We start from the raw sequence: 19,106 nt of genomic DNA, 5'->3' as shown, positions 1-19,106 counted from the left end.
GGGTGTCGTGCCGGACGCCCCGCACCCCGCCGGCCCTGCGCTGCCGGGCCGTGTCGGCGCTTGGTGGCCGCCCGCGCACCACCGCGCCTCTCGTGATCGGTCCGTGGGTCATGGTCGGGCGGGAGTGCGTCGGGGGCTGGGGGTTCGCCGGCGTTGCGAGTGTCGGTCGGAGCTCGACGAGGGTCGGGAGCCGGTGGTGCCGTGGCCTTCCACAGGCGGTGGCCGCATCGCAGGCATCGACCCCCGTCGTCAGGGAAACCATTGTCGGGGTGGTCAGTCGTTTGATCACTGAATCGGTGGTCAAACGATTGACCATCTTGTGAGTGCGTCGGGTGCTCAGCTTCCGACCGCGAGGTGGGTGCGTCGCCGGAGCTCGACGTAGGACGTGATCCGGCGGCATCACGTCGACGCCCACCGTGGCCGGGTCCGTCTCCTACGGCTGGGCATCGCTGGGGATGTGGCTGCGTCCTGGTGCTGCCCAGACCAACCGGCCGGTGCAGTGCTCGACCCGGCACTGCCGAGCACGACCGGGCACTGCCGTTCACGCGTGGAGGATCCACAGCCACAGTCCAAGAGCCAGCATCGCGCCGAATCGGCACTCACCAGGTCGGCACTGGCGGCGGGTCGTCGGGGTCGGGCCGATCCTCGACCTCCTGCTCGTCCTGCTCCTGCTGTCGTCGCTCCTCGAGCGAGCGCCGGTCGCGCTCGTCGAGCTGCTGCTCGCGCTCGTCGAAGGTCTCCTCAGGCGGCACCGGGGGAGCGGGCTCAGGAGCAGGGTCGGTGCGCGCGTCGACGAGGTTGGCGGCCAGCCGCGCATCGATGACCTCGGCCGTGGCCTGGTCCTCCTGCTGGCGTGCCGCGTCCGACCGGTCGTCCTCCGAGCCGCCGTCCTGGTCGACGGGCGGTTCGAGCGCGAGACAGTCGGCGAGGGCCTCACGTCCCGCCGCCCACGACGCTTCGGCGTCGACAGGCCGCTCGACCGACGCGGCGTCGCCGATGGCCTCGTGTGCGAGCGCGAGGTTGCTGCGGACAGCGCACTTCCACGACTCCGGCGCGTGCTCGAGGGCCTCCTCGTAGGAACCGACCGCGCCCGCGAGGTCGCCCGCCCGGTGACGAGCGACGCCCTCGTCGAAGGGGGCGATCCAGCGCTCGAACGGGTTGAGCACCGCGTTGGTCGCGAAGCTGTCCCGTGCCTGGCCGAAAGCGCCACGGACATAGCTGTCCTGGCCCGACGATTCTGCCTGGAGCACCAGCGCGATCCGTCCGGAGACCAGGAGCAGCAGCAGGGCCGGCAGCAGCCCGACGAGGTAGAGCCGGTTGCGCGTGCGGCGACGCGAGGGGCCGGTCACGACAGCGCCCGCCGGGCCTCGAGCAGACGCTGCCAATGGCTCCGCAGGTCCACGAGCACCAGGAGCAGTAGGGCCAGGGCGAGCAGCCAGGTCAGCTCGAGGGCCACGGGCACCTCGCCGCCGGGGGTGGGCTCGCTGTCGCGGAAGCGCTCGGCCCACCCGGCCGCGACCTCGTCGAGACTGCCCGGAGCGGTGCGGTGCAGGTAGGGGAGCCCGAGCTCGGCAGCGACCGAGCGCAGATTCGCCTCGTCGAGGCGCGACAAGGCGTCCCGGCCGGTCCGGACGTCCTGGATCCAACCGCTGCCGGGCTGCTCCTCGTCGGCGGGCATCCGGCCACCGGCGACGGTCCCGTAGCCCAGCACCAGGCCGTCGTCCACGGACGACGCCAGGACGTCGTACGACGCCTGGGCCTGGCGGTTGGTGTTCTCCCCGTCGCTCATCAGCACCACGAGCCGTGGCCGGTCGGGCACCCGCTCGCGCACCTGGTCGAGGAGGTCGCTCAGCGTCTCGAGGGGTCGGTCAAGTCGTGAGCCGGTGCCGGCGAAGGGCTGCTCGCGTCCGACCAGCGCGAGCGTGTCCTCGATCAGGGAGTCGTCCTGGGTCGAGGGGAGCTCGGTGGCGACACGACGTCCGAACGTCAGGACCGTGAAGCGACCGGTAGGCAGGGCGGCGACGAGGTCGGTGAGGTCACGGCGTACGCCGTCCAGCCGTGGCTGCCGGCCGTCCCAGTCGAGCGCGGACATCGAGGTGGTCCGGTCGATCACCACGATCACCTCGACCTGTGCGGGGCTCGTGGGGACCGGCTCGGTGCCGAGGCCGGGACGCAGCGCGATCGCGGCCAGCACCACGACCATGAGGGCGCGCAGGATCCAGGAGCCGAGCTCGCTGCGCCGCGACCAGACGCCGCCGACGACCGTGACGGCGACCAGCGCGAGGGTGCCGATCACGACCAGGGGCAGGTCGATCAGGGGGTTCACCTGCGCCTCCCGACCAGGGCTGTCCCGAGCAGAAGGATGAGACCTCCGAGCGTGATCCAGAACGCCGTGGCCGGGTCGTCCACGGCGACCCCGGTCGCCCGGGACTCCAGCCGCTCCCGCTCCAGCCGCTGGATCGCGCGCACCAGCTTGTCGACGGCCCCTTCGTCCTCGACCACGGTCATCTCCCCGCCCGTGGCCAGTGCGGCGTCGGCGAACTCCCGGGCGCGCTCGGCGGTCATGTCGGGTGTCCCCACCCCGTAGAGCACGACCTCGGCGCGGACAGCCTCCTCCGCGGCCTCGGGCAGCACGAAGATCCCCTCGCCGAGCGGGTCGTTGTCCGAGGCGAGCACGACGGCCCGGCCTCGTTGCTCGCCGGAGTCCTCGAACCGGGCGAGACATGACATCAGTCCGTCGCCGGCCTGGCTGGCCCGTCGGGCCTTGGCCTCGGCGCCGGTAAAGTAGTCGAAGTCCCCGTCCGCGAACGCCGACTCGGCCTCATCCAGCCGGTCGGCGACGTACTCGTAGTCGTCGGTCAGCGGGAAGATCGCCACCGAGGACCCACTGAAGATGGTGAGTCCCAGGCGCTCGCCGTCGAGCTCGGACAGCAGCTGTCGGAAGCTGGCGACGACCTGGAGGTTCCACCGGTCCATCGACGCCGAGACGTCGAGGCAGAGCATGATGTCGCGGCCGTTGCGATCCGGCTCGATCGACACCGGCCGGGTGGGGCGGCTGGCGAGGAGCACTGTCCCGACCACCATGGCCACCGCGCCGAGCGTTGTGATCCCGGCGACCACCTGTTCACGTCGGGCGAGGGCCCGGAAGCGCGGCAGGCTGCGGAGCCGCGCCGTGTGCGCGACGAGCAATGCTCCTGCGTCCGCACGGCTGCGCGGTCGGCGGGCCCATAGCAGCAGGAGAACGACCACCAGCGCCGCGAGGCAGACGCCCAGGAGCGGCCAGCGCAGGGTGCTCACGGCTCGAAGCCCGACACCAGCGCGCGCGCGTCGGCGAGGGCCGGCGCCAGGCGCTCGGACGGCTCGCCTTGGGCCGCGGGAGCGAACTCCGATGGGTAGACCAGCGCCACCACGTCGACGAGACCCGCCGGTCCGACCACGCGGAGCTGCTCGAGGGTCAGGGGTCGGGCGTTCAGGGAGCCCGTGGCGGTGACGAACGAGCGGACGATCTCGCTGATCGCCTGGTGCGCGCCGCGCAGGGACAGCTCTGCCTGGTCCACCGACGCCTCGACCTCGTCCAGCCGCGCGAGGTGGGCGCTCCGGGCCTGGGCGAGCGACGAGGTGGGGCGTGGGCGAGCCGGACGCCGCGCCCACCAGGTGACACCGACGTAGTAGAGGACCACGAGCGTAGGAAGCAGGAGGGCCACCCAGGTCAGCCAGGGCGCGTACGACGTCGGCCCGGTGAGCTCGGTGGTCGCCAGCTCGGCTGCGGCCCGATCAGCGGCGGCGAGCACGGCGGTGCCTCTCCAGGAGCCGGAGGACCGCGGGCACGGCCGACTCGTGGTCGACGACGTGCTCGTGCGGGATGCCGAGCCGGGCGAGACCCGAGGCGAGGTCCTGGGCGTCGGTGGCCAGCCGGGCGGCGTACTCCTCCTGGAGCCGGCGGTCGCCGCCCAGCCAGTCCGGCAGGGGGTTGCCGTGGTCGATGTCGGCCAGTCCGGGGAGGTCGTCTCCGGTCGGGTCGAGGTCACCCAAGGTCACGAGCAGCACCTCGTGCTGTGCCTGGGCCCGCTGCAGGAGGGTGGTCGACCGCTCGTCGAGGACCGGGTCGTCGCAGACCACGACCATGATCGTGCGGCGGCGCCGGACGACCTGGGCGACGTGCTCGAGGACGGAGGCGAGGTCGGAGGTGGCACCGCTGCTGCTGATGGCGTCGTGCACGGCCCCGAGCGCGTGCTCGAGTCGCAGCTCGCCGCCGGACGCCGGGCGGGAGCGACCGCCCGCCGCGTCGCCGTAGGCCACCCCGACGAGGTCTCCGTGCCGGACGGCGAGCCAGCCGACGACGCCGGCGACGAACACCGCGAGGTCCTGCTTGGGCACGAGCCGGTCGTTGACGGCCGCCATGCTGCGTCCGGTGGACACGACGAGGAGCACGGTGTGCTTGCGCGTCGCGACGTAGCGCTTGACCAGCATCTGCCCGCCGCGGGCCGAGGCCTTCCAGTCGACGTCGCGCACGTCGTCGCCCCGGACGTAGGTACGCAGGTCGTGCAGGTCGAGCGAGCGACCGACATGGGTGGAGGGGTACTCACCCTGCAGCACTCCGCGCACCCTGCGGTGGGAGTGCAGGGCCAGGCGGGCCTTGATGCGGGGCAGGTGGGTGGTCATGCGGGCGTCAGGGGGATGGGACGGCGTCGAAGACGGCGTCAACGATCTCCTCGGGCCGCACCTGGTCGGCGAGCGCCTCGAAGCTGAGGTGCAGGCGGTGCCGGAGCACCCCGTGGCGCAGCCGACCCACGTCCTCGGGGATGACGTGGTTGCGACCGTCGAGGATCGCCAGGGCTCGGGCGACCTGAAGGAACGCGATGCTGCCGCGCGGGCTCGCCCCGATCTCCACGTAGCGACCCTGGGCGGCGCCGAGCAGCTCGCCCACGTGGCGAGTGGCATGCACCAGGCGGACGATGTAGTCCTTGATCGCGGCGTCCACGTAGACCCGCTCGGTGAGCCGCTGGAGCCCGACCACGTCCTCGGTGGTGAGGACCGGGGTGACCGGCACGGCGTGGGGCCCGAGCGTCCCGGCATCGATGCGGTCGAGGACCGCGACCTCGTCGGCCATCGAGGGGTAGTCGACGACCTCCTTCAGCAGGAAGCGGTCCATCTGTGCCTCGGGGAGGACGAAGGTGCCCTCCTCCTCGATCGGGTTCTGCGTCGCCAGCACCATGAAGGGTTCGGGCAACCGGTGGACGACGCCCGCGATCGACGTCTGCCGCTCCTGCATCGCCTCGAGCATGGCCGACTGGGTCTTGGCGCTGGCGCGGTTGATCTCGTCGAGGAGCACGACGTTGGCGTGCACGGGACCGAGCTGGGTGTCGAACTCGTGGGTGCGCGGGTCGTAGACCTGGGTGCCGATGATGTCACTGGGCAGCAGGTCGGGCGTGCACTGGATCCGTGCGAAGTGGGCGCCTATGGAGGTCGCCAGCGTCGAGGCGGCCAGGGTCTTCGCGAGTCCCGGGACGCTCTCGAGCAGGAGGTGCCCCTCGGCCAGCATCGTCGCCAGAAGGGCGGTGCGGACCTGCTCCTGGCCGGAGACCCGCGACGAGAAGGTCCGCTCCACCGCCGTCAGCAGCCGCCTGGCGTCGTCGAGCTCGCTGGCCTCGATCGTGGTCAAGGGTCCCCCTGGCAGCCGTGAGCGTGAGGGGCCAGTAAAGCAAGGCCGACTCGAAGGTTGGGCAACCGCCAGCGGGTGTTGCGCGCCCCGCCTACCCTCGGTGGTGGAGGTCACATGCACATCACGCGCGCGTTGACGGCGACCGGGCTGGTCGTCGCTCTTGCCGTGCTGCCCTCGTGCGCGTCGCCGTCCGAGGGCGAGGAGCCCGGCACGCAGGTCAGCACCGGCGCCGAGAAGGGCCCTTCGGAGTCGACGGCCCCCGGCCCGGGTGACCCGAGCGGGTCCGGTGCGCCGAGCGCGCCGGCGCTGGACCCGGCGTACGCCGTGGACCCGCCGGGTCCGCGGGAGGGCGCGATCGAGCCCTCCGACATGATCCTGATCGGCAAGACGGCCTTCAGCGACGAGACCGTCGCGGCGATCGAGGGCATCGAGGGGATCCAGCGCGTGGTGAGCTTCTCCCACGCGCAGGTGACCGTCGAGGGCAACGTGCTCGACATCGCGGCGGTCGACCCGTCGACCTACCGCAACTACACCCCGGTCGAGTCGGCCGACCTCCAGGAGGTCTGGGACCGGGTCGCGGCCGGCGAGGTGGCGGTGCTGCCCGAGCTGCGCAAGCAGCTGCCGATCGACAAGGCCGGCTTCGTCAGGCTGGGTGTCGAGGAGGACGCCCCGCAGGTCCACGTCGGGGCTTTCGCGCCGCAGAGCCCGTTGGTCGACGCGGTCGTCAACTCCGCGTGGGGCGAGGAGCTCGGCATGACGAAGGGCAACGCGCTGCTGATCTCCACCGGCATCGTCGCTCCGCAGTCCGTGCGCAAGGCCGTGCAGGCCGTCGCCGGCGAGGGGGTGTCGGTGCAGCTCACCGATGTCGCGACCAGCCAGGGCATCGACCCCTCGGTGCAGCAGACGGCCGTGCTGGTCGGCTCGGTCGCCGACGTCGTCGGCACCTTCAACTACACCGTGATCGGCGGCGGCCGGATCGCCCCCGAGCCGTCCTGGGTCGCCTCGCACATCTCCACCGAGGAGATCCCGATCCTCGGCGCGGTGACCTGCAACCGCTTCATCTTCCCGCAGCTGCGGGCGGCCTTCGAGGAGATCGTGGCCCGCGGGCTCTCCGAGGAGATCAACCCCGGCGAGTACGCCGGCTGCTACTACCCGCGATTCATCGCCGGGTCGACCAGCCTGTCCAACCACTCCTTCGGCACGGCCCTCGACCTCAACACCCCCGGCAACCAGCGCGGGACCGTCGGCGAGATGGACCGCCAGGTCGTGAGCATCATGAAGAAGTGGGGCTTCGCCTGGGGCGGCGACTGGCGCTACACCGACCCCATGCACTTCGAGGTCAACGCGCTGGTCGACCCGCGCTGATCGGGCGCACGTCCCGCGGCCGCCCGAGCCACCACCCGCGCGCCCAGGTCAGGCGGCCGGTGGCACCCGGCAGGCGGCGGTGCCGCCGGGCAGCCGGTAGCGGTAGCGGTAGCGCGCGACGAGCGCATAGCCCAGCGCGGCGACGGGTCGCACCGGTGGCAGGTCGATGAGCCGGCCGAGCAGCCGGTAGCCGGCGTACCGGACCCCCGGCCGGAAGGCCCGCAGGGCCGCGGCGATAGCCCGGTTGCCCCGGCGGGTGGTGTCGCCGTCGAGCCAGTACGCCGCCTCGCTGACCTGCTGCTCGGTCAGCCCGACCGCGGGCAGGTCGAGCGCCTGCCACGGGGCGACCTCGAACGCACCGCGGGCGCGGGCGAAGTCGGCGCAGCGCGTGCAGAAGCCGCAGTCGGCGTCGTAGACGAGGGTCGGGGTGCTCACGTCACCGAGCCTACGGAGCACCCGTCTGGTCAGGCGTCTGGCCGCCCGTCGCGGTGCGGACGGCCTCGGCCGTCATCGCCATCGTGGTCCGTGCCCGCACGAGGTCGGCGGAGAGGAAGTAGTGGTCGGCGCCCGGGGTCACGTCGTGCAGCACGGGGACGCCGACCTCGCGCAGTCGCTCGGCATAGCGGTCGCCGTCGGGGCGCAGGCTGTCGCGCTCGGCGGTGAGGACGACGGCAGCAGGGAGCCCGGAGAGGTCCGGGGCCAGGACGGGCGAGGCGTAGGGATCGGCGCGGGTGGCCGGGTCGGGGAAGTAGACGCGGCGCACCAGCCCGCGCAGGCTGGGCGAGATCATCCCCGGGCTCGAGGAGACGTCGGTGGCGAGGTCGAGGGCCGGCACCCCGAGCACCTGGAGCCGCGGCGTGAAGCGGCCCGAGTCGCGGGCCTGGAGGCACACCGAGGCCGCCAGGCCGCCCCCGGAGCTGAAGCCGCCGACCACGAGCCGGTCGCCCTCGACGAGCACTCCGGCGACCTCGCCGAGCAGGTCGGCGGCGTGGTCGTGCACCCAGGCCGACACGTCGTGGCACTGCTCCTGGGCGACGGGGTAGGTCGCGTAGGGACCGGTCGTGAAGTCGACGTTGACGACCACCACGCCGGCGGTGGCCACGAGGTAGCGGCACCAGAAGTCGTCCATCTGCGGGTAGCGCATCAGCCAGGCGCCGCCGTGGAAGTGCACGTAGACACCCCGGGGCTCGGCCGTGTCCCACGCGGGGTCGGCGTAGACGTGGACGGGCACCGAGCCGTGCCGGGTCGGCACCCTGGTCCTGCGCGGCGCCGGCAGGTCGGTGCCTGCGAACCTCAGCTCCTCGCCGTACCGCACCGTCCAGCGGGCGCTCGCGTGCATCATCGTGGCGCTGATCCGGTCGCTGAGCCTCACCCCTCTCGTTCGGTGCCGACGCCTGCGCGGATGGCATCACCGGGGACGATGGCGGGTCGGTAGCGTTCGCCCCATGCGTGCAGCCCAGGTCATCACCACGACAGGTCCCACCGACATCGAGATCCGCGACGTCCCGGAGCCCACTCCCGGCCCCGACGACGTGCTGATCGAGGTGCACAGCGTCGGGACGTCGTTCCCCGACCTGCTGCTGAGCCGGGGTGAGTACCAGCTCAAGCCCGAGCTGCCCTTCACCCTCGGCGTCGACGTCGCCGGCACGGTCGTGAGCGGCCCCGGCTTCGAGCCCGGCCAGCGGGTGGCGGCGGTCGGCGGCTACGGCGGCGCCTCCGAGCTCGCGGCCATCCCCGCGATGTTCACCTTCGCGCTGCCCGACTCGCTCTCCTTCGACGAGGGCGCGGCACTGCCGATGAACTACCTGACCGCGCAGTTCGCGCTCGCCGAGCGCGGCGGGATCCGCGAGGGCGAGACGGTCCTCGTGCACGGCGCCGCGGGCGGGGTCGGGACGGCGACGCTCCAGGTCGCGAAGGGGTACGGCGCCCGCACGATCGCGGTCGTCTCCACCGAGGAGAAGGCCGAGGTCGCGCGCGCGGCCGGTGCCGACGACGCCGTGCTGCTCGACGGCTTCAAGGACGCCACGATGGCACTGACCGGAGGCACGGGCGTCGACATCGTGCTCGACGTCGTCGGCGGCGACGCGTTCACCGACTCCCTGCGGGTGCTGGCGCCGCAGGGTCGCCTGCTCGTCGTCGGCTTCGCCTCGGGCCAGGGCATCCCCCAGGTCAAGGTCAACCGGCTGCTGCTCAACAACGTCGACGTCCGTGGCGTCGGCTGGGGCGCCTACGCGATGCTGCGCCCGGGCTACATGCAGGAGCAGTGGCGCGCGCTCGAGCCGATGATGGCCAGCGGCGTGATCAAGCCGCCGATCGGCAAGACCTACGACTTCGCCGACTTCGGGCGGGCGCTCGTCGACCTCGACGAGCGACGCACGCTCGGCAAGGGCGTCGTCCACGTCCGGTCATGACGCGGTCGTGACGACGTCGTGAGCGGCTCGAGCGCGGCGGACGCGCACGGGCAGCGCGTCCACCGGGTCCGGCTCGAGTGGGGGCCGACCGGGGCCGCTGCGATCGCCGCCGGGGCCGACGTCGCGGTGGTCGTCGACGTCCTGTCCTTCACCACGACGCTGACGGTGGCCGTCGAGCGGGGGTGGGTCGTGCACCCGTTCCTGTGGCGCGACGAGAGCGCGGCGGCCCACGCCGAGGAGCTCGGTGCGGTGCTGGCAGTGGGGCGCTTCGAGCAGCGCGCGGCTGCGACGGGGGCGACGGCGAGCCTGTCGCCGGCAGCGATGGCGGACCTGGCTCCGGGCAGCGGCCTCGAGCGCGTGGTGCTGCCCTCGCCCAACGGCTCGGCGATCAGCGTCGGCCTGCGTGACGCCGGGGTCGAGGTCGTCGGCGCCTGCCTGCGCAACGCCACGGCGGTGGGGCGCTGGCTGGCTCCGCGGGTGACGGGCGGCGCGGTCGTCGCCGTCGTACCGGCGGGGGAGCGGTGGCCGGACGGGACGCTGCGTCCCGCGGCCGAGGACCTGTGGGGTGCCGGTGCGGTGGTCGACGCGTTGGTGCTCGCCGGGGTCTCCGTGCCGGGAGGGGTCAGCCCCGAGGCCGAGCTGGCGCGCGAGGCCTTCCTCGCCGTGCGCGACCGGCTGCCCGAGCGGCTGCTCGCCTGCGCAGGTGGTCAGGAGCTCGCGGCCGTCGACTTCGCCGCCGACGTCCGGGTGGCTGCGGAGCTCGACGTCAGCGACGTGGTGCCGGTGCTGGGCGACGACGGGTTCCGCGACGCTCGTTGAGGTCGCGGCCGCCCGGGACGTCATGCGGACGGTGGAGGCGACTCCTCGCTCCGCATGACGTTGCGTGGCCGACCAGGTCAGAGCGCGTCGAGCTGGTGGATCGCCAGGTCACCGTCGAGGAACGGCCCGAGGACCTCGAACGCCTTGGCGACGTGGGGCGTGCTCATGTGGGCGGTCATGTCGTCGGCACCGCGCCAGGACTCGATCGTCACGAACGTGCCGGGCACCGAGCTCGAGGCGTACACCTCGTAGCCCAGGCAGCCCTCCTCGGCCTGCGACGCGGCGGCGAGCTCCGCGAGGGCGGGTCCCGCGGCGGCGACGCCCTCGGGCTTGATCGGGATGGTGGCGACGACGCGCAGCTGGCTCATGGGAACAGTTCTAGCAGCCCTGTCCAGACGCAGCCGGCCCCCGTGACCCGTGGTTGGTTAGGGTCGGAGCGTGAGCATCCTCGATGACGCCCGCGAGGGCATGAACCTCGACATCCGCCCGCAGGACGACCTCTTCGGCCACGTCAACGGACGCTGGCTCGACGAGGTCGAGATCCCCTCCGACCGCTCCAGCTGGGGGCCCTTCGTCCAGCTCGCCGACGTGGCCGAGCAGCACGTGCGCACGATCATCGAGGAGCTGGCAGCCGGCGAGCCTCGCGACGAGGACGCCCGCAAGATCGGCGACCTCTACGCCTCCTTCATGGACACCGAGCGCATCGACCGCCTCGGCACCCGGCCGCTGCGGCCCCTGGTCGACGCGGTCGCGGCGCTGCGCGACGTGCGCGACCTGGCGGCGTTCCTCGGTGAGTTCGAGCGGATCGGCGGGCACGGCATGTTCGGGTCCTACGTCGACACCGACTCCCGCCAGTCCGACCGCTACCTCTTCCACCTCACCCAGGGCGGGCTCGGGCTCCCCGACGAGTCCTACTACCGCGACGACAAGTTCGCCGAGACCCGCGACGCCTACGTCGCCTACCTCACCCGGCTGCTCGAGAGCGGCGGCCACGAGTCCGCCGCCGACGCCGCCGCGACGATCCTCGCGATCGACACCCGCCTGGCCGCCGGTCACTGGGAGCGCGCGGAGACCCGCGACGTGCAGAGGACCTACAACCTGCTCACCGCCGACGAGCTCAAGGCGCTGTGCCCGTCCTTTGACTGGGACGCCTACGTCACCAACCTCGGCGGCAAGCCCGACATCATCGCCGAGGTGGTCGTCCGCCAGCCCTCGTACCTCTCCCACCTCTCGAGCGTCCTCGACGAGATCCCCCTCGAGCAGTGGAAGGACTGGCTGCTCAGCCACGTGCTGCGCACCGCTGCGCCCTACCTCACCGACGAGCTCGTCGAGAACAACTTCGACTTCTACGGCCGCACCCTCAACGGCACGCCCGAGCTGCGCGCGCGGTGGAAGCGCGGGGTCGCGCTGGTCGAGGGCGCGCTCGGCGAGGCCGTCGGCAAGGAGTACGTCGCCCGTCACTTCCCGCCGCGCTCCAAGGAGCTGATGGACGACCTGGTCGACAACCTGCTCGCGGCCTACCGTCAGTCGATCTCCACGCTCGACTGGATGACCGAGGAGACCAAGGAGCGCGCCTACGAGAAGCTCGCGACCTTCCGACCCAAGATCGGCTACCCCGAGACGTTCCGCGACTACTCCGCGCTCCAGGTCACGCCCGACGACCTGCTCGGCAACGTCGCTGCCGCGTCCGGCTTCGAGACCGATCGCCAGCTCGCCAAGATCGGTGCGCCGGTGGACCGCGACGAGTGGTTCATGCTGCCGCAGACCGTCAACGCCTACTACAACCCCGGCACCAACGAGATCTGCTTCCCGGCCGGCATCCTGCAGAAGCCGTTCTTCTCGCCCGACGCCGAGCCGGCGGAGAACTACGGCGGCATCGGCGCCGTCATCGGTCATGAGATCGGCCACGGCTTCGACGACCAGGGCGCGCAGTACGACGGCGACGGCAACCTCAACGACTGGTGGACCGCCGACGACAAGGCCGCCTTCGAGGTGAAGTCCAAGACCCTCGTCGCTCAGTACGACGGCTTCTCGCCGCGCGCACTGCCCGGCGAGAAGGTCAACGGGTCGCTGACCGTCGGCGAGAACATCGGCGACCTCGGCGGCCTCACCATCGGCCACAAGGCGTTCGTGATCTCGACCGACGGCTCGGCCACCCGCGAGGACCGCGAGAAGCTCTTCCTCAACTGGGCCTACGTGTGGCGGACCAAGCGCCGCACCGAGCAGGAGCGCCAGTACCTCACCATCGACCCGCACAGCCCGCCGGAGTTCCGCGCCAACATCGTGCGCAACCTCGACGAGTTCCACGAGGTCTTCGGCACCGCTGAGGGCGACGCGCTGTGGCTGGCGCCCGAGGAGCGTGTGCGGATCTGGTGAGGCCGGCCATCCGTCGTACGACGCCTGCTCAGCCGGCCTCGACGCAGTAGACCGACAGCACGAGCAGGTTGTCGGAGGCGATCGGGTTGAGCCCCTCGGCCACGAACGTCGTGTCCGGACTGCCTCCGTTGGGGAAGGTCTGGGGCGCCACGGAGGTCTGGCCCCAGAACGACCCGGCGCCCACGACGACCTTCCCCACAGGGCAGCTCACCTGGATGGATCCCTGTGCGGATCCCGCCACCGTGACCTGCTCCCTCACGACCTCGTAACCGCTGACCGCACTCGGTTGGAGGAAGGTCTGCTTGGCGCCCGGGGTGATGTCCTTCGACCCGATGCTGCCGTTCTTCACGTCCGCGCCCGTGACCGTGCCGTCCTTGATCTGGGCGCCGGTGATCATGGCGCCCGCCACGGCACCGCCCGACGCGCCGAGCACGAGCGCGCCGGCCAGGAGCAGGAGGGCAGGACCGGAGCGGGGGAGGGCTGTCACGAGACCGTGGCGCACACGATGCGCACCTGCAGGGTGTCGGCCGTGGGGATGCCGGTCGTGTAGGCCGTGCCGCCCAGCCCGTCGACGGCCGTGACGGCCTGGACGGCGATGTTGGAGGCGTTCCAGAAGCCAGACGTGCCGAGGACCTTCTTGCCGACCGGGCACACCACGTTGAGGGTCGAGGCGGTGTTGGCGGCGACCGCCTTGGTGGCCGACACGATCTGGTATCCCGGGATCACCGCGGGTCCGGCAGGTCCGGCGGGTCCGGCCGGTCCCTGGGCGCCGGCGGGTCCGGTCGCCCCGTTGGCGCCTGCGGGGCCCTGTGGCCCGGCCTGGCCCTTCAGCTCGGTCTTGGCTGCGGCCGAGAGGTCGACGGTGCCGAGGTTGCCGTTCTTGATGTCGGCGCTGGTGACGGTGCCGTTCTTGATCTGGGCGCCGGTGATCATGGCGCCGGCCACGGCACCGCCGGAGGCACCCACCACGAGGGCGCCGGCGAGGAGGACGAGGACGGGAGCGGAGCGCGGGAGGAGGGTCATGTCTCGCAACGTAGGACCGGGGGCGTCCCCGGCACAGTGGGGATCCGGCCTATTCACGCTGGTCCTGCGGTGGCTCGAGGAGGTGGCGCGGCACTTGTAACACGTCGTCCACCCATCTTCCCGCCCGCTGCAACGGTCTCGTAGTTGGGTGGACGACGTGTTACAAGACCGACGGCCATCCCCGGTCCCCGCCGCCGACCCGCCCCCGACCCGCCCCCGAACCGCCCCAGCAGCCGCCCCACCAGCCGCCCCACCAGCCGCCCCAGCACCAGGTGGGGGATGCTGTGCGGATGCCCGTCCTGCGCGTCATCGCCGCCGCCGTCGTCCGTGTCGTCCTGCTCACCGTGTTCTACCTGGTCTACGTCGAGGCGATCTCGCGCAGCGACAGCACCGACGCCCTCGGCGCGGGCCTGCTGTTCTTCCTCATCGTGGTGGTCGTCGCGCTCGCGTGGGCGACCTGGGACGGCGCCCGTCGCGGCTTCGTCGCGGCCATCGTCGTGTGGCTGCTCACCGGCGCCGGGGTCGGCGCGACCGTGACGGTCGCCTACGTGATCAGCACCGAGACGGCCGGTGCCTTCATCGACGAGCTGCGCGACGGCTGGCTCTTCTTCGCGTTGCTCGTGTTCGTCCCGGCCCTGCCCGGTGCGGGCGTCGGCGGGCTGATCCACCGCGCGCGCCGTCGTACGCCGACGGCCTGAGGCGCCGTACCGCGAGATCACCCCCACCCGGGACCCCGCGCCCCTACCCTGGACGGGTGGCCGCCGAGGGGGATCGCGAGAGGTCGTTGTCGGCCTTGCTGGACGCGATCGTCGGCTGCCATCTCGATGACCACCTGGCCACGACCGCTGACGACGACCCCACCTGGAGCGGTGCGCTGCGCGCCGTGGGCCTGGTGATCACGCTGCGGTGGGACGACGCGCTCCAGTGCGCCCTGGCCACCCCCGCGGCGCCCGCCGCCGACGTCGACGCCCGTTGGCTCCTGGCGGGGGCGACGGCGTGGGCGATGTCGGGAGACCCGTGCCCCGACTCCGCCCAGGTCCTCGCGGACCTCGCCGACCCCTGCGCCGTCCTGCCCGACGTCGCGCACCCCCTCGGGCGGTTCGCGGGCTACCTCCTCGTCGAGGCCGCCCTCGCCCACGCCCGGCTCGACCTGGCCCACGTGGTCGAGCAACGGCTGGGCGCCGGGCTCTGGGACGAGCTCCGCCTGGGCCAGGAGGTGCACCCGTTCCACCACATGATGGTCGCCGCCCGCATCCGGCTCCTGGCCTTCCGCGGCCACATCGCCGACGCCGACGCCGTACGACGGGCTGCCGCGACGCCGCGGGCCGGCGGCCCGATCGCCGCGGTCAGCGCTGCCACCGCGTGCCTGGTGCGCGGCAACGACGCCGACCCCGCCGACGTGCGGCGCCTGGCCGCCGAGGTCGACGCCCACGTGCCGGAGCCCACGCACCTGCTCGCCGCCGGGGCGCAGATGCTGGTCGCCTTCGGGCTGATCGCGGTCGGCGAGGTGGCCGAGTCGGCCCGCCGCGTCCTGCTCGCCGGGCACGGGCCGGGGCTCGAGGCGCTCAACGTGATCGACCGCGCCCTCGGGCTGGAGCTGCTCGCCACGCTGGCCGTGGCGGCGGGGGATCTCGACGCCGCCGAGGCGTGGCAGGACCGGTCGGTGCCGCTGCTCGCCTCGCCCATCGCCGACTCGACCGTCGCGCGGCTGCACAGCCGGGTGGCCCTCGCCCGTGGGGACGTCGACGAGGCGGTCGCCTGGGCTGAGCGCGCGGTGGCGCGGGCACGGGAGGTGGAGCGCGCGATCGAGTACGCCGAGGGCCAGATCGTCCTGTCGCGCGCCCGGATCCTCCAGCGCGGCCCTGGTGGCCGGGCGAGCGCCGCCCAGGCGCTGCAGGCGATGGTGGCCGAGGCCGAGCAGCGCGGGCACCGTTCCGCGCGACGCTCGGCGGCCCGCGAGCTGCGCCCCATCGGGCTCCGGCTGCGGCCCCTGTCGGGCAGTGGCTGGCAGGGCCTGACCGCCCGGGAGGCCGAGGTCGCCCGGCTGGTCGCCGACGGCTGCGCCAACAAGGACGTCGCCGCGCGACTCCACGTCTCGGAGCACACGGTGCGGGCGCACGTCTCCCGCGTGCTCGCGGCGTTCGGCGTGCCGACCCGGGTCGCGCTGCCGGGGGTGCTCGACCGCTTCACGCCGCTGGCCCCCGACGACGCCCGTCGCCTGGCCGTCCTGCCGCCGCTGACCGAGCGGCAGCAGGTCGTCGCGGACCTCGTCGCCCAGGGCCTGAGCAACGTGGCGATCGCGACGGTGCTCGAGGTCAGCCCGCGCACGGTGGAGAAGCACGTCGGGGACATCCTCGCGCGTTGGGACCTGCAGACCCGCACGTCGATCGCGCGCGCGGTCACGACCGCGTCGACCTACCGCGCCGAGTAGGCAGCAGCGATCGGCACAACCAACCGCCCCCGACGTGCGTCCCAGACGCATGCGAACCCTTCTCGGCGCCCTCCTCGCCCTGCTGCTCGTCGGCGGCTGCACGGCCTCGTCCGACGCACCGACGGCAAGCCGTACGACGCCCCGCCCGTCACCGACGGCGGCGACGGCGGCGGCGACGGCGACCCCCGCGGCGGCCTCGGAGCCGCTCGCGTGGCCCGACATCGGCGTCGGTGACCGGATGCGGCCGACGCCACGCGTCTACGACTACCTCTGCATCGACCCGCCGACCGAGCTCGTCGACACCGCGCCGGTCCGCCAGCAGAGCCGGACCGTGGCGACCGGTGACGCCACCCTGCTCGAGCGGCACCTCGTCTACCCGGACGTCGCGACGGCCGCCGAGGCGCTCGAGGACCTGCGTGCCGAGCTCGCTCTGTGCGGCCGCAGCCGCGCCCACGACGGGGCCCGCATGGCCTGGACCCGGCTGAGCTGGAGCGACGAGGCGGAGCTGCGCCTGGAGCGTCGGGTGCCCACCGGCGCGGACACCGAGGCCTGGCACCTCTACGACACACGCGTCCCGGCGGCGCCGCTCGGCGCCTTCGTCACGCTGCTGCGTGTCGACGAGACGGTGCTGGTCACCGATCGACGCTCGGGCCTGGACCCGACGACGCCGGAGGGTCTCGCCACCGCGAGCCGGGCGGGCGAGCTGCGCCTGCTCGACGCGGTCGCGTCGCTGTCCGTGGTCGCTGGTAGACAGGACGGGTGACCTCGACCGACTCGCAGACCATGGACGGGCCCGTCGACCGGGCAGGCGTCCGCGACAGCGCCGAGGCCCACCTGCGGGCGCTGGTCGGACGCGACGACGTGACGCTGCGAGAGGACCAGTGGACCGCGATCGAGGCGCTCGCCGTCGACAAGCGACGCTCGCTCGTCGTCCAGCGCACCGGCTGGGGCAAGTCGGCGGTCTACTTCGTGGCGACCCTGCTGCTGCGCGAGCAGGGCGCGGGTCCCACCGTCATCGTCTCCCCGCTCCTCGCGCTGATGCGCAACCAGATCGCCGCGGCCGAGCGGGCCGGGATCCGTGCGGTGACGATCAACTCCACCAACCTCTCCGACTGGGAGGCCACCCACGACGCGATCCGCGCCGGTGAGGTCGACGTGCTCCTCGTCAGCCCCGAGCGGCTCAACAACCCGGGCTTCCGCGACGAGGTCCTCCCGCGCCTGGCCGCGACGTGCGGGCTGCTGGTCGTCGACGAGGCCCACTGCATCTCCGACTGGGGCCACGACTTCCGCCCCGACTACCGCCGCATCCGCACCCTCCTCGACGACCTGCCGACCGGCATCCCCGTGCTCGCGACGACCGCCACCGCCAACGCGCGGGTGACCTCCGACGTCAGCGAGCAGCTCGGCCGCGACGTCGTCGTCCTGCGCGGCTCGCTCGACCGCGAGTCCCTGCGCCTCGGCGTCGTCCACCTCACGACCGCCCAGCAGCGCCTGGCCTGGCTGGCCGACCACCTCGCCGAGCAGCCCGGCTCCGGCATCGTCTACTGCCTGACCGTCGCCGCGACCCAGGAGGTCGCCGACTACCTCCGCTCCCGAGGCCACGACGTCGCCGCCTACTCCGGCCAGACCGAGCAGACCGAGCGCCTCGCGCTCGAGGCCGACCTGATCGCCGGACGCGTGAAGGCGCTGGTCGCCACCAGCGCGCTCGGCATGGGCTTCGACGCCACCCTCGGCTTCGTGGTCAACCTGGGGGCGCCCTCCTCCCCGGTGGCCTACTACCAGCAGGTCGGCCGTGCCGGGCGCGGCACTGACGATGCGACCGTGGTGCTCCTGCCCGCGATCGAGGACCGCGACATCTGGGCCTACTTCGCCTCGCTCGCCTTCCCGCGCGAGGAGCTGGTGCGCCAGACGCTGCAGGTCCTGGCCGAGGAGGGCCGCGCGCTGAGCACCGCTGCGCTGGAGACCCGCGTCGAGCTCAACCGCAACCGGCTCGAGACGATGCTCAAGGTGCTCGACGTCGACGGAGCCGTCCGCCGCGTCCGTGGTGGGTGGGAGTCCACCGGGCAGCCGTGGAGCTATGACGAGGAGCGCTACCGCCGCGTCGCCGAGGCACGCGAGCGTGAGCAGCAGGCGATGCTCGACTACCTCCGCACGACCGAGTGCCGCATGTGGTTCCTGCGCGACCAGCTCGACGACCCCGACGCGGTGCCGTGCGGCCGCTGCGACAACTGCGGTGGCTTCGCCCTGTCCTCGGAGGTCTCGTCGGCCGCGGTCGAGGAGGCCGAGGCACGGTTGTCACGCCCTGGCGTCGTGGTCGAGCCCCGCAAGATGTGGCCCACCGGGCTGGCCTCGATGGGCATCGACCTCAAGGGCAAGATCTCCGCCGGCGCCGCCGAGGGCCGTGCGGTCGCCCGGCTGACCGACCTGGGCTACGGCCAGGCGTTGCGCGAGCTCTTCCGCCCCAACGCCGGCAACGGACCGGTGCCCGTGGGGCTGGTGAAGGCGATGGTCGAGGTGCTCGGAGACTGGCGTCCGCGGGTCGAGGGCATCGCCGTGGTCGAGTCGGCCACCCGGCCGGCGCTCACCGCCGACCTGGCCGACGGCCTCTCGCGCTTCCTCAAGGTGCCGGTCGTCGCCCACTACGCGATCGTCGACCCCGACGTCGCGCCCGGGCAGGGAGCGATGAACTCCGCGCAGCGGGTCGCCGCCGTCGGTCGCCGCTTCACGCTCAGCGGCGAGGTGCCACCCGGGCCGGTCCTGCTCGTCGACGACCTGGTCGTCACCGGCTGGACGCTCACCCGGGCGGCCCATGCGTTGCGTCAGGCCGGCGCTACCGAGGTGCTTCCGCTCGTCCTCGCTCTTCAGTCCTGACCGCGCTGGCGGGGTCGTCCGCCTGCAGGTGCGCGTAGTAGTCGCGCGGTGAGCCGTCGCGCTCCTGGGTCTTGAGCAGTCGCAGCCCCGCCGCCTCGACGGTGCGCGAGCTCACCCAGGCCAGGGCGATGGTGGGCACGACGACCAG

20 protein-coding genes are annotated in these 19,106 nt (G+C 72.9%); 8 read left to right on the top strand and 12 right to left on the bottom strand.

Going from position 1 to position 19,106, the window contains the following annotated elements; all coding sequences use genetic code 11:
- Positions 1–599: 599 nt before the first annotated feature.
- From RMN98_RS15085 to RMN98_RS15060, 6 genes are read right to left on the bottom strand one after another with little or no spacing between them, the layout of a single operon-like run.
- Positions 600–1,349, bottom strand: coding sequence for a hypothetical protein (locus RMN98_RS15085; protein WP_309649639.1), 750 nt, complete (start codon positions 1,347–1,349; stop codon positions 600–602).
- Positions 1,346–2,326, bottom strand: coding sequence for a vWA domain-containing protein (locus RMN98_RS15080; protein WP_309649638.1), 981 nt, complete (start codon positions 2,324–2,326; stop codon positions 1,346–1,348). Before RMN98_RS15080 ends, RMN98_RS15085 begins: the two co-directional genes overlap by 4 nt.
- Positions 2,323–3,297 carry a VWA domain-containing protein gene (locus RMN98_RS15075; RefSeq protein WP_309649637.1) on the bottom strand — a complete coding sequence of 325 codons (975 nt, stop codon included), beginning with the start codon at positions 3,295–3,297 and terminating at the stop codon, positions 2,323–2,325. The genes RMN98_RS15080 and RMN98_RS15075 overlap by 4 nt, the downstream gene beginning before the upstream one ends.
- Positions 3,294–3,791, bottom strand: coding sequence for a hypothetical protein (locus RMN98_RS15070; protein ID WP_309649636.1), 498 nt, complete (start codon positions 3,789–3,791; stop codon positions 3,294–3,296). The genes RMN98_RS15075 and RMN98_RS15070 overlap by 4 nt, the downstream gene beginning before the upstream one ends.
- Positions 3,775–4,662 (bottom strand): DUF58 domain-containing protein, encoded by an 888-nt coding sequence (locus RMN98_RS15065; RefSeq protein WP_309649635.1) that lies wholly within the window; start codon positions 4,660–4,662, stop codon positions 3,775–3,777. Before RMN98_RS15065 ends, RMN98_RS15070 begins: the two co-directional genes overlap by 17 nt.
- Before the next feature lie 7 nt (positions 4,663–4,669).
- The gene (locus tag RMN98_RS15060) at positions 4,670–5,662 is read right to left on the bottom strand and encodes an AAA family ATPase (RefSeq protein ID WP_397209749.1); all 993 of its coding nucleotides are present in this window, start codon (positions 5,660–5,662) and stop codon (positions 4,670–4,672) included.
- Between the two features lie 114 nt (positions 5,663–5,776).
- Here RMN98_RS15060 and RMN98_RS15055 point away from each other — a divergent pair, with 114 nt between their 5' ends.
- Complete coding sequence (locus RMN98_RS15055; protein WP_309649634.1) at positions 5,777–7,027, top strand: M15 family metallopeptidase; 1,251 nt, start codon at positions 5,777–5,779, stop codon at positions 7,025–7,027.
- Between the two features lie 48 nt (positions 7,028–7,075).
- Here the strand turns inward: RMN98_RS15055 and RMN98_RS15050 are convergent, their stop codons facing one another.
- Both RMN98_RS15050 and RMN98_RS15045 read right to left on the bottom strand, forming a co-directional pair.
- A complete protein-coding gene (locus RMN98_RS15050) occupies positions 7,076–7,462 on the bottom strand; it encodes a DCC1-like thiol-disulfide oxidoreductase family protein (protein ID WP_309649633.1) in 387 nt (128 codons plus the stop codon).
- Positions 7,463–7,472: 10 nt separating this feature from the next.
- Entirely contained in the window at positions 7,473–8,399 is a 927-nt protein-coding gene (locus RMN98_RS15045; protein ID WP_309649632.1) for an alpha/beta hydrolase, read from the bottom strand.
- A gap of 73 nt (positions 8,400–8,472) precedes the next feature.
- Between RMN98_RS15045 and RMN98_RS15040 the strand changes: the two genes are divergently transcribed.
- Positions 8,473–9,438 carry an NADPH:quinone oxidoreductase family protein gene (locus tag RMN98_RS15040; protein WP_309649631.1) on the top strand — a complete coding sequence of 322 codons (966 nt, stop codon included), beginning with the start codon at positions 8,473–8,475 and terminating at the stop codon, positions 9,436–9,438.
- A gap of 18 nt (positions 9,439–9,456) precedes the next feature.
- Positions 9,457–10,257 (top strand): 2-phosphosulfolactate phosphatase, encoded by an 801-nt coding sequence (locus tag RMN98_RS15035; RefSeq protein ID WP_309649630.1) that lies wholly within the window; start codon positions 9,457–9,459, stop codon positions 10,255–10,257.
- 77 nt (positions 10,258–10,334) lie between these two features.
- Here the strand turns inward: RMN98_RS15035 and RMN98_RS15030 are convergent, their stop codons facing one another.
- Positions 10,335–10,625: a putative quinol monooxygenase gene (locus RMN98_RS15030; RefSeq protein ID WP_309649629.1), complete on the bottom strand. Its 291-nt coding sequence runs from the start codon at positions 10,623–10,625 to the stop codon at positions 10,335–10,337.
- A 70-nt stretch (positions 10,626–10,695) separates the two neighbouring features.
- Here RMN98_RS15030 and RMN98_RS15025 point away from each other — a divergent pair, with 70 nt between their 5' ends.
- Positions 10,696–12,633 carry a M13-type metalloendopeptidase gene (locus RMN98_RS15025; protein ID WP_309649628.1) on the top strand — a complete coding sequence of 646 codons (1,938 nt, stop codon included), beginning with the start codon at positions 10,696–10,698 and terminating at the stop codon, positions 12,631–12,633.
- Between the two features lie 28 nt (positions 12,634–12,661).
- On the opposite strand, the gene RMN98_RS15020 is transcribed toward RMN98_RS15025, so the two are convergent.
- Complete coding sequence (locus RMN98_RS15020; RefSeq protein ID WP_309649627.1) at positions 12,662–13,120, bottom strand: hypothetical protein; 459 nt, start codon at positions 13,118–13,120, stop codon at positions 12,662–12,664.
- Positions 13,117–13,656, bottom strand: a complete 540-nt coding sequence (locus RMN98_RS15015) for a hypothetical protein (RefSeq protein WP_309649626.1) — start codon at positions 13,654–13,656, stop codon at positions 13,117–13,119. The genes RMN98_RS15020 and RMN98_RS15015 overlap by 4 nt, the downstream gene beginning before the upstream one ends.
- 290 nt (positions 13,657–13,946) lie before the next feature.
- Here RMN98_RS15015 and RMN98_RS15010 point away from each other — a divergent pair, with 290 nt between their 5' ends.
- The 4 genes from RMN98_RS15010 to RMN98_RS14995 are packed head-to-tail and all read left to right on the top strand — an operon-like array spanning position 13,947 to position 18,958.
- Positions 13,947–14,354: a hypothetical protein gene (locus RMN98_RS15010; RefSeq protein ID WP_309649625.1), complete on the top strand. Its 408-nt coding sequence runs from the start codon at positions 13,947–13,949 to the stop codon at positions 14,352–14,354.
- Positions 14,355–14,410: 56 nt separating this feature from the next.
- Entirely contained in the window at positions 14,411–16,087 is a 1,677-nt protein-coding gene (locus tag RMN98_RS15005; RefSeq protein WP_309649624.1) for a LuxR C-terminal-related transcriptional regulator, read from the top strand.
- Between the two features lie 49 nt (positions 16,088–16,136).
- On the top strand, positions 16,137–16,850 hold the full coding sequence (locus tag RMN98_RS15000; RefSeq protein ID WP_309649623.1) for a hypothetical protein: 714 nt from the start codon (positions 16,137–16,139) through the stop codon (positions 16,848–16,850).
- Positions 16,851–16,870: 20 nt separating this feature from the next.
- Entirely contained in the window at positions 16,871–18,958 is a 2,088-nt protein-coding gene (locus tag RMN98_RS14995; protein WP_309649640.1) for a DEAD/DEAH box helicase, read from the top strand.
- On the opposite strand, the gene RMN98_RS14990 is transcribed toward RMN98_RS14995, so the two are convergent.
- On the bottom strand, positions 18,918–19,106 hold a 189-nt coding region (locus RMN98_RS14990; RefSeq protein WP_309649622.1), incomplete at its 5' end, for a hypothetical protein. The two genes, RMN98_RS14995 and RMN98_RS14990, sit on opposite strands and share 41 nt — an antisense overlap.

The sequence above is a fragment of the Nocardioides sp. genome, from assembly GCF_031397825.1.
Taxonomy (GTDB): domain Bacteria; phylum Actinomycetota; class Actinomycetes; order Propionibacteriales; family Nocardioidaceae; genus Nocardioides.
This window is presented reverse-complemented; position numbering and strand designations above follow the sequence as displayed.

What these genes read in the sequence shown, in the direction of transcription:
- RMN98_RS15065 (WP_309649635.1), bottom strand. Translation starts at nt 4,662, where the DNA reads ATGACCACCCACCTGCCCCGCATCAAGGCCCGCCTGGCCCTGCACTCC.
- RMN98_RS15055 (WP_309649634.1), top strand. Translation starts at nt 5,777, where the DNA reads ATGCACATCACGCGCGCGTTGACGGCGACCGGGCTGGTCGTCGCTCTT.
- RMN98_RS15040 (WP_309649631.1), top strand. Translation starts at nt 8,473, where the DNA reads ATGCGTGCAGCCCAGGTCATCACCACGACAGGTCCCACCGACATCGAG.
- RMN98_RS15030 (WP_309649629.1), bottom strand. Translation starts at nt 10,625, where the DNA reads ATGAGCCAGCTGCGCGTCGTCGCCACCATCCCGATCAAGCCCGAGGGC.
- RMN98_RS15015 (WP_309649626.1), bottom strand. Translation starts at nt 13,656, where the DNA reads ATGACCCTCCTCCCGCGCTCCGCTCCCGTCCTCGTCCTCCTCGCCGGC.
- RMN98_RS15010 (WP_309649625.1), top strand. Translation starts at nt 13,947, where the DNA reads ATGCCCGTCCTGCGCGTCATCGCCGCCGCCGTCGTCCGTGTCGTCCTG.
- RMN98_RS15000 (WP_309649623.1), top strand. Translation starts at nt 16,137, where the DNA reads ATGCGAACCCTTCTCGGCGCCCTCCTCGCCCTGCTGCTCGTCGGCGGC.
- RMN98_RS14995 (WP_309649640.1), top strand. Translation starts at nt 16,871, where the DNA reads ATGGACGGGCCCGTCGACCGGGCAGGCGTCCGCGACAGCGCCGAGGCC.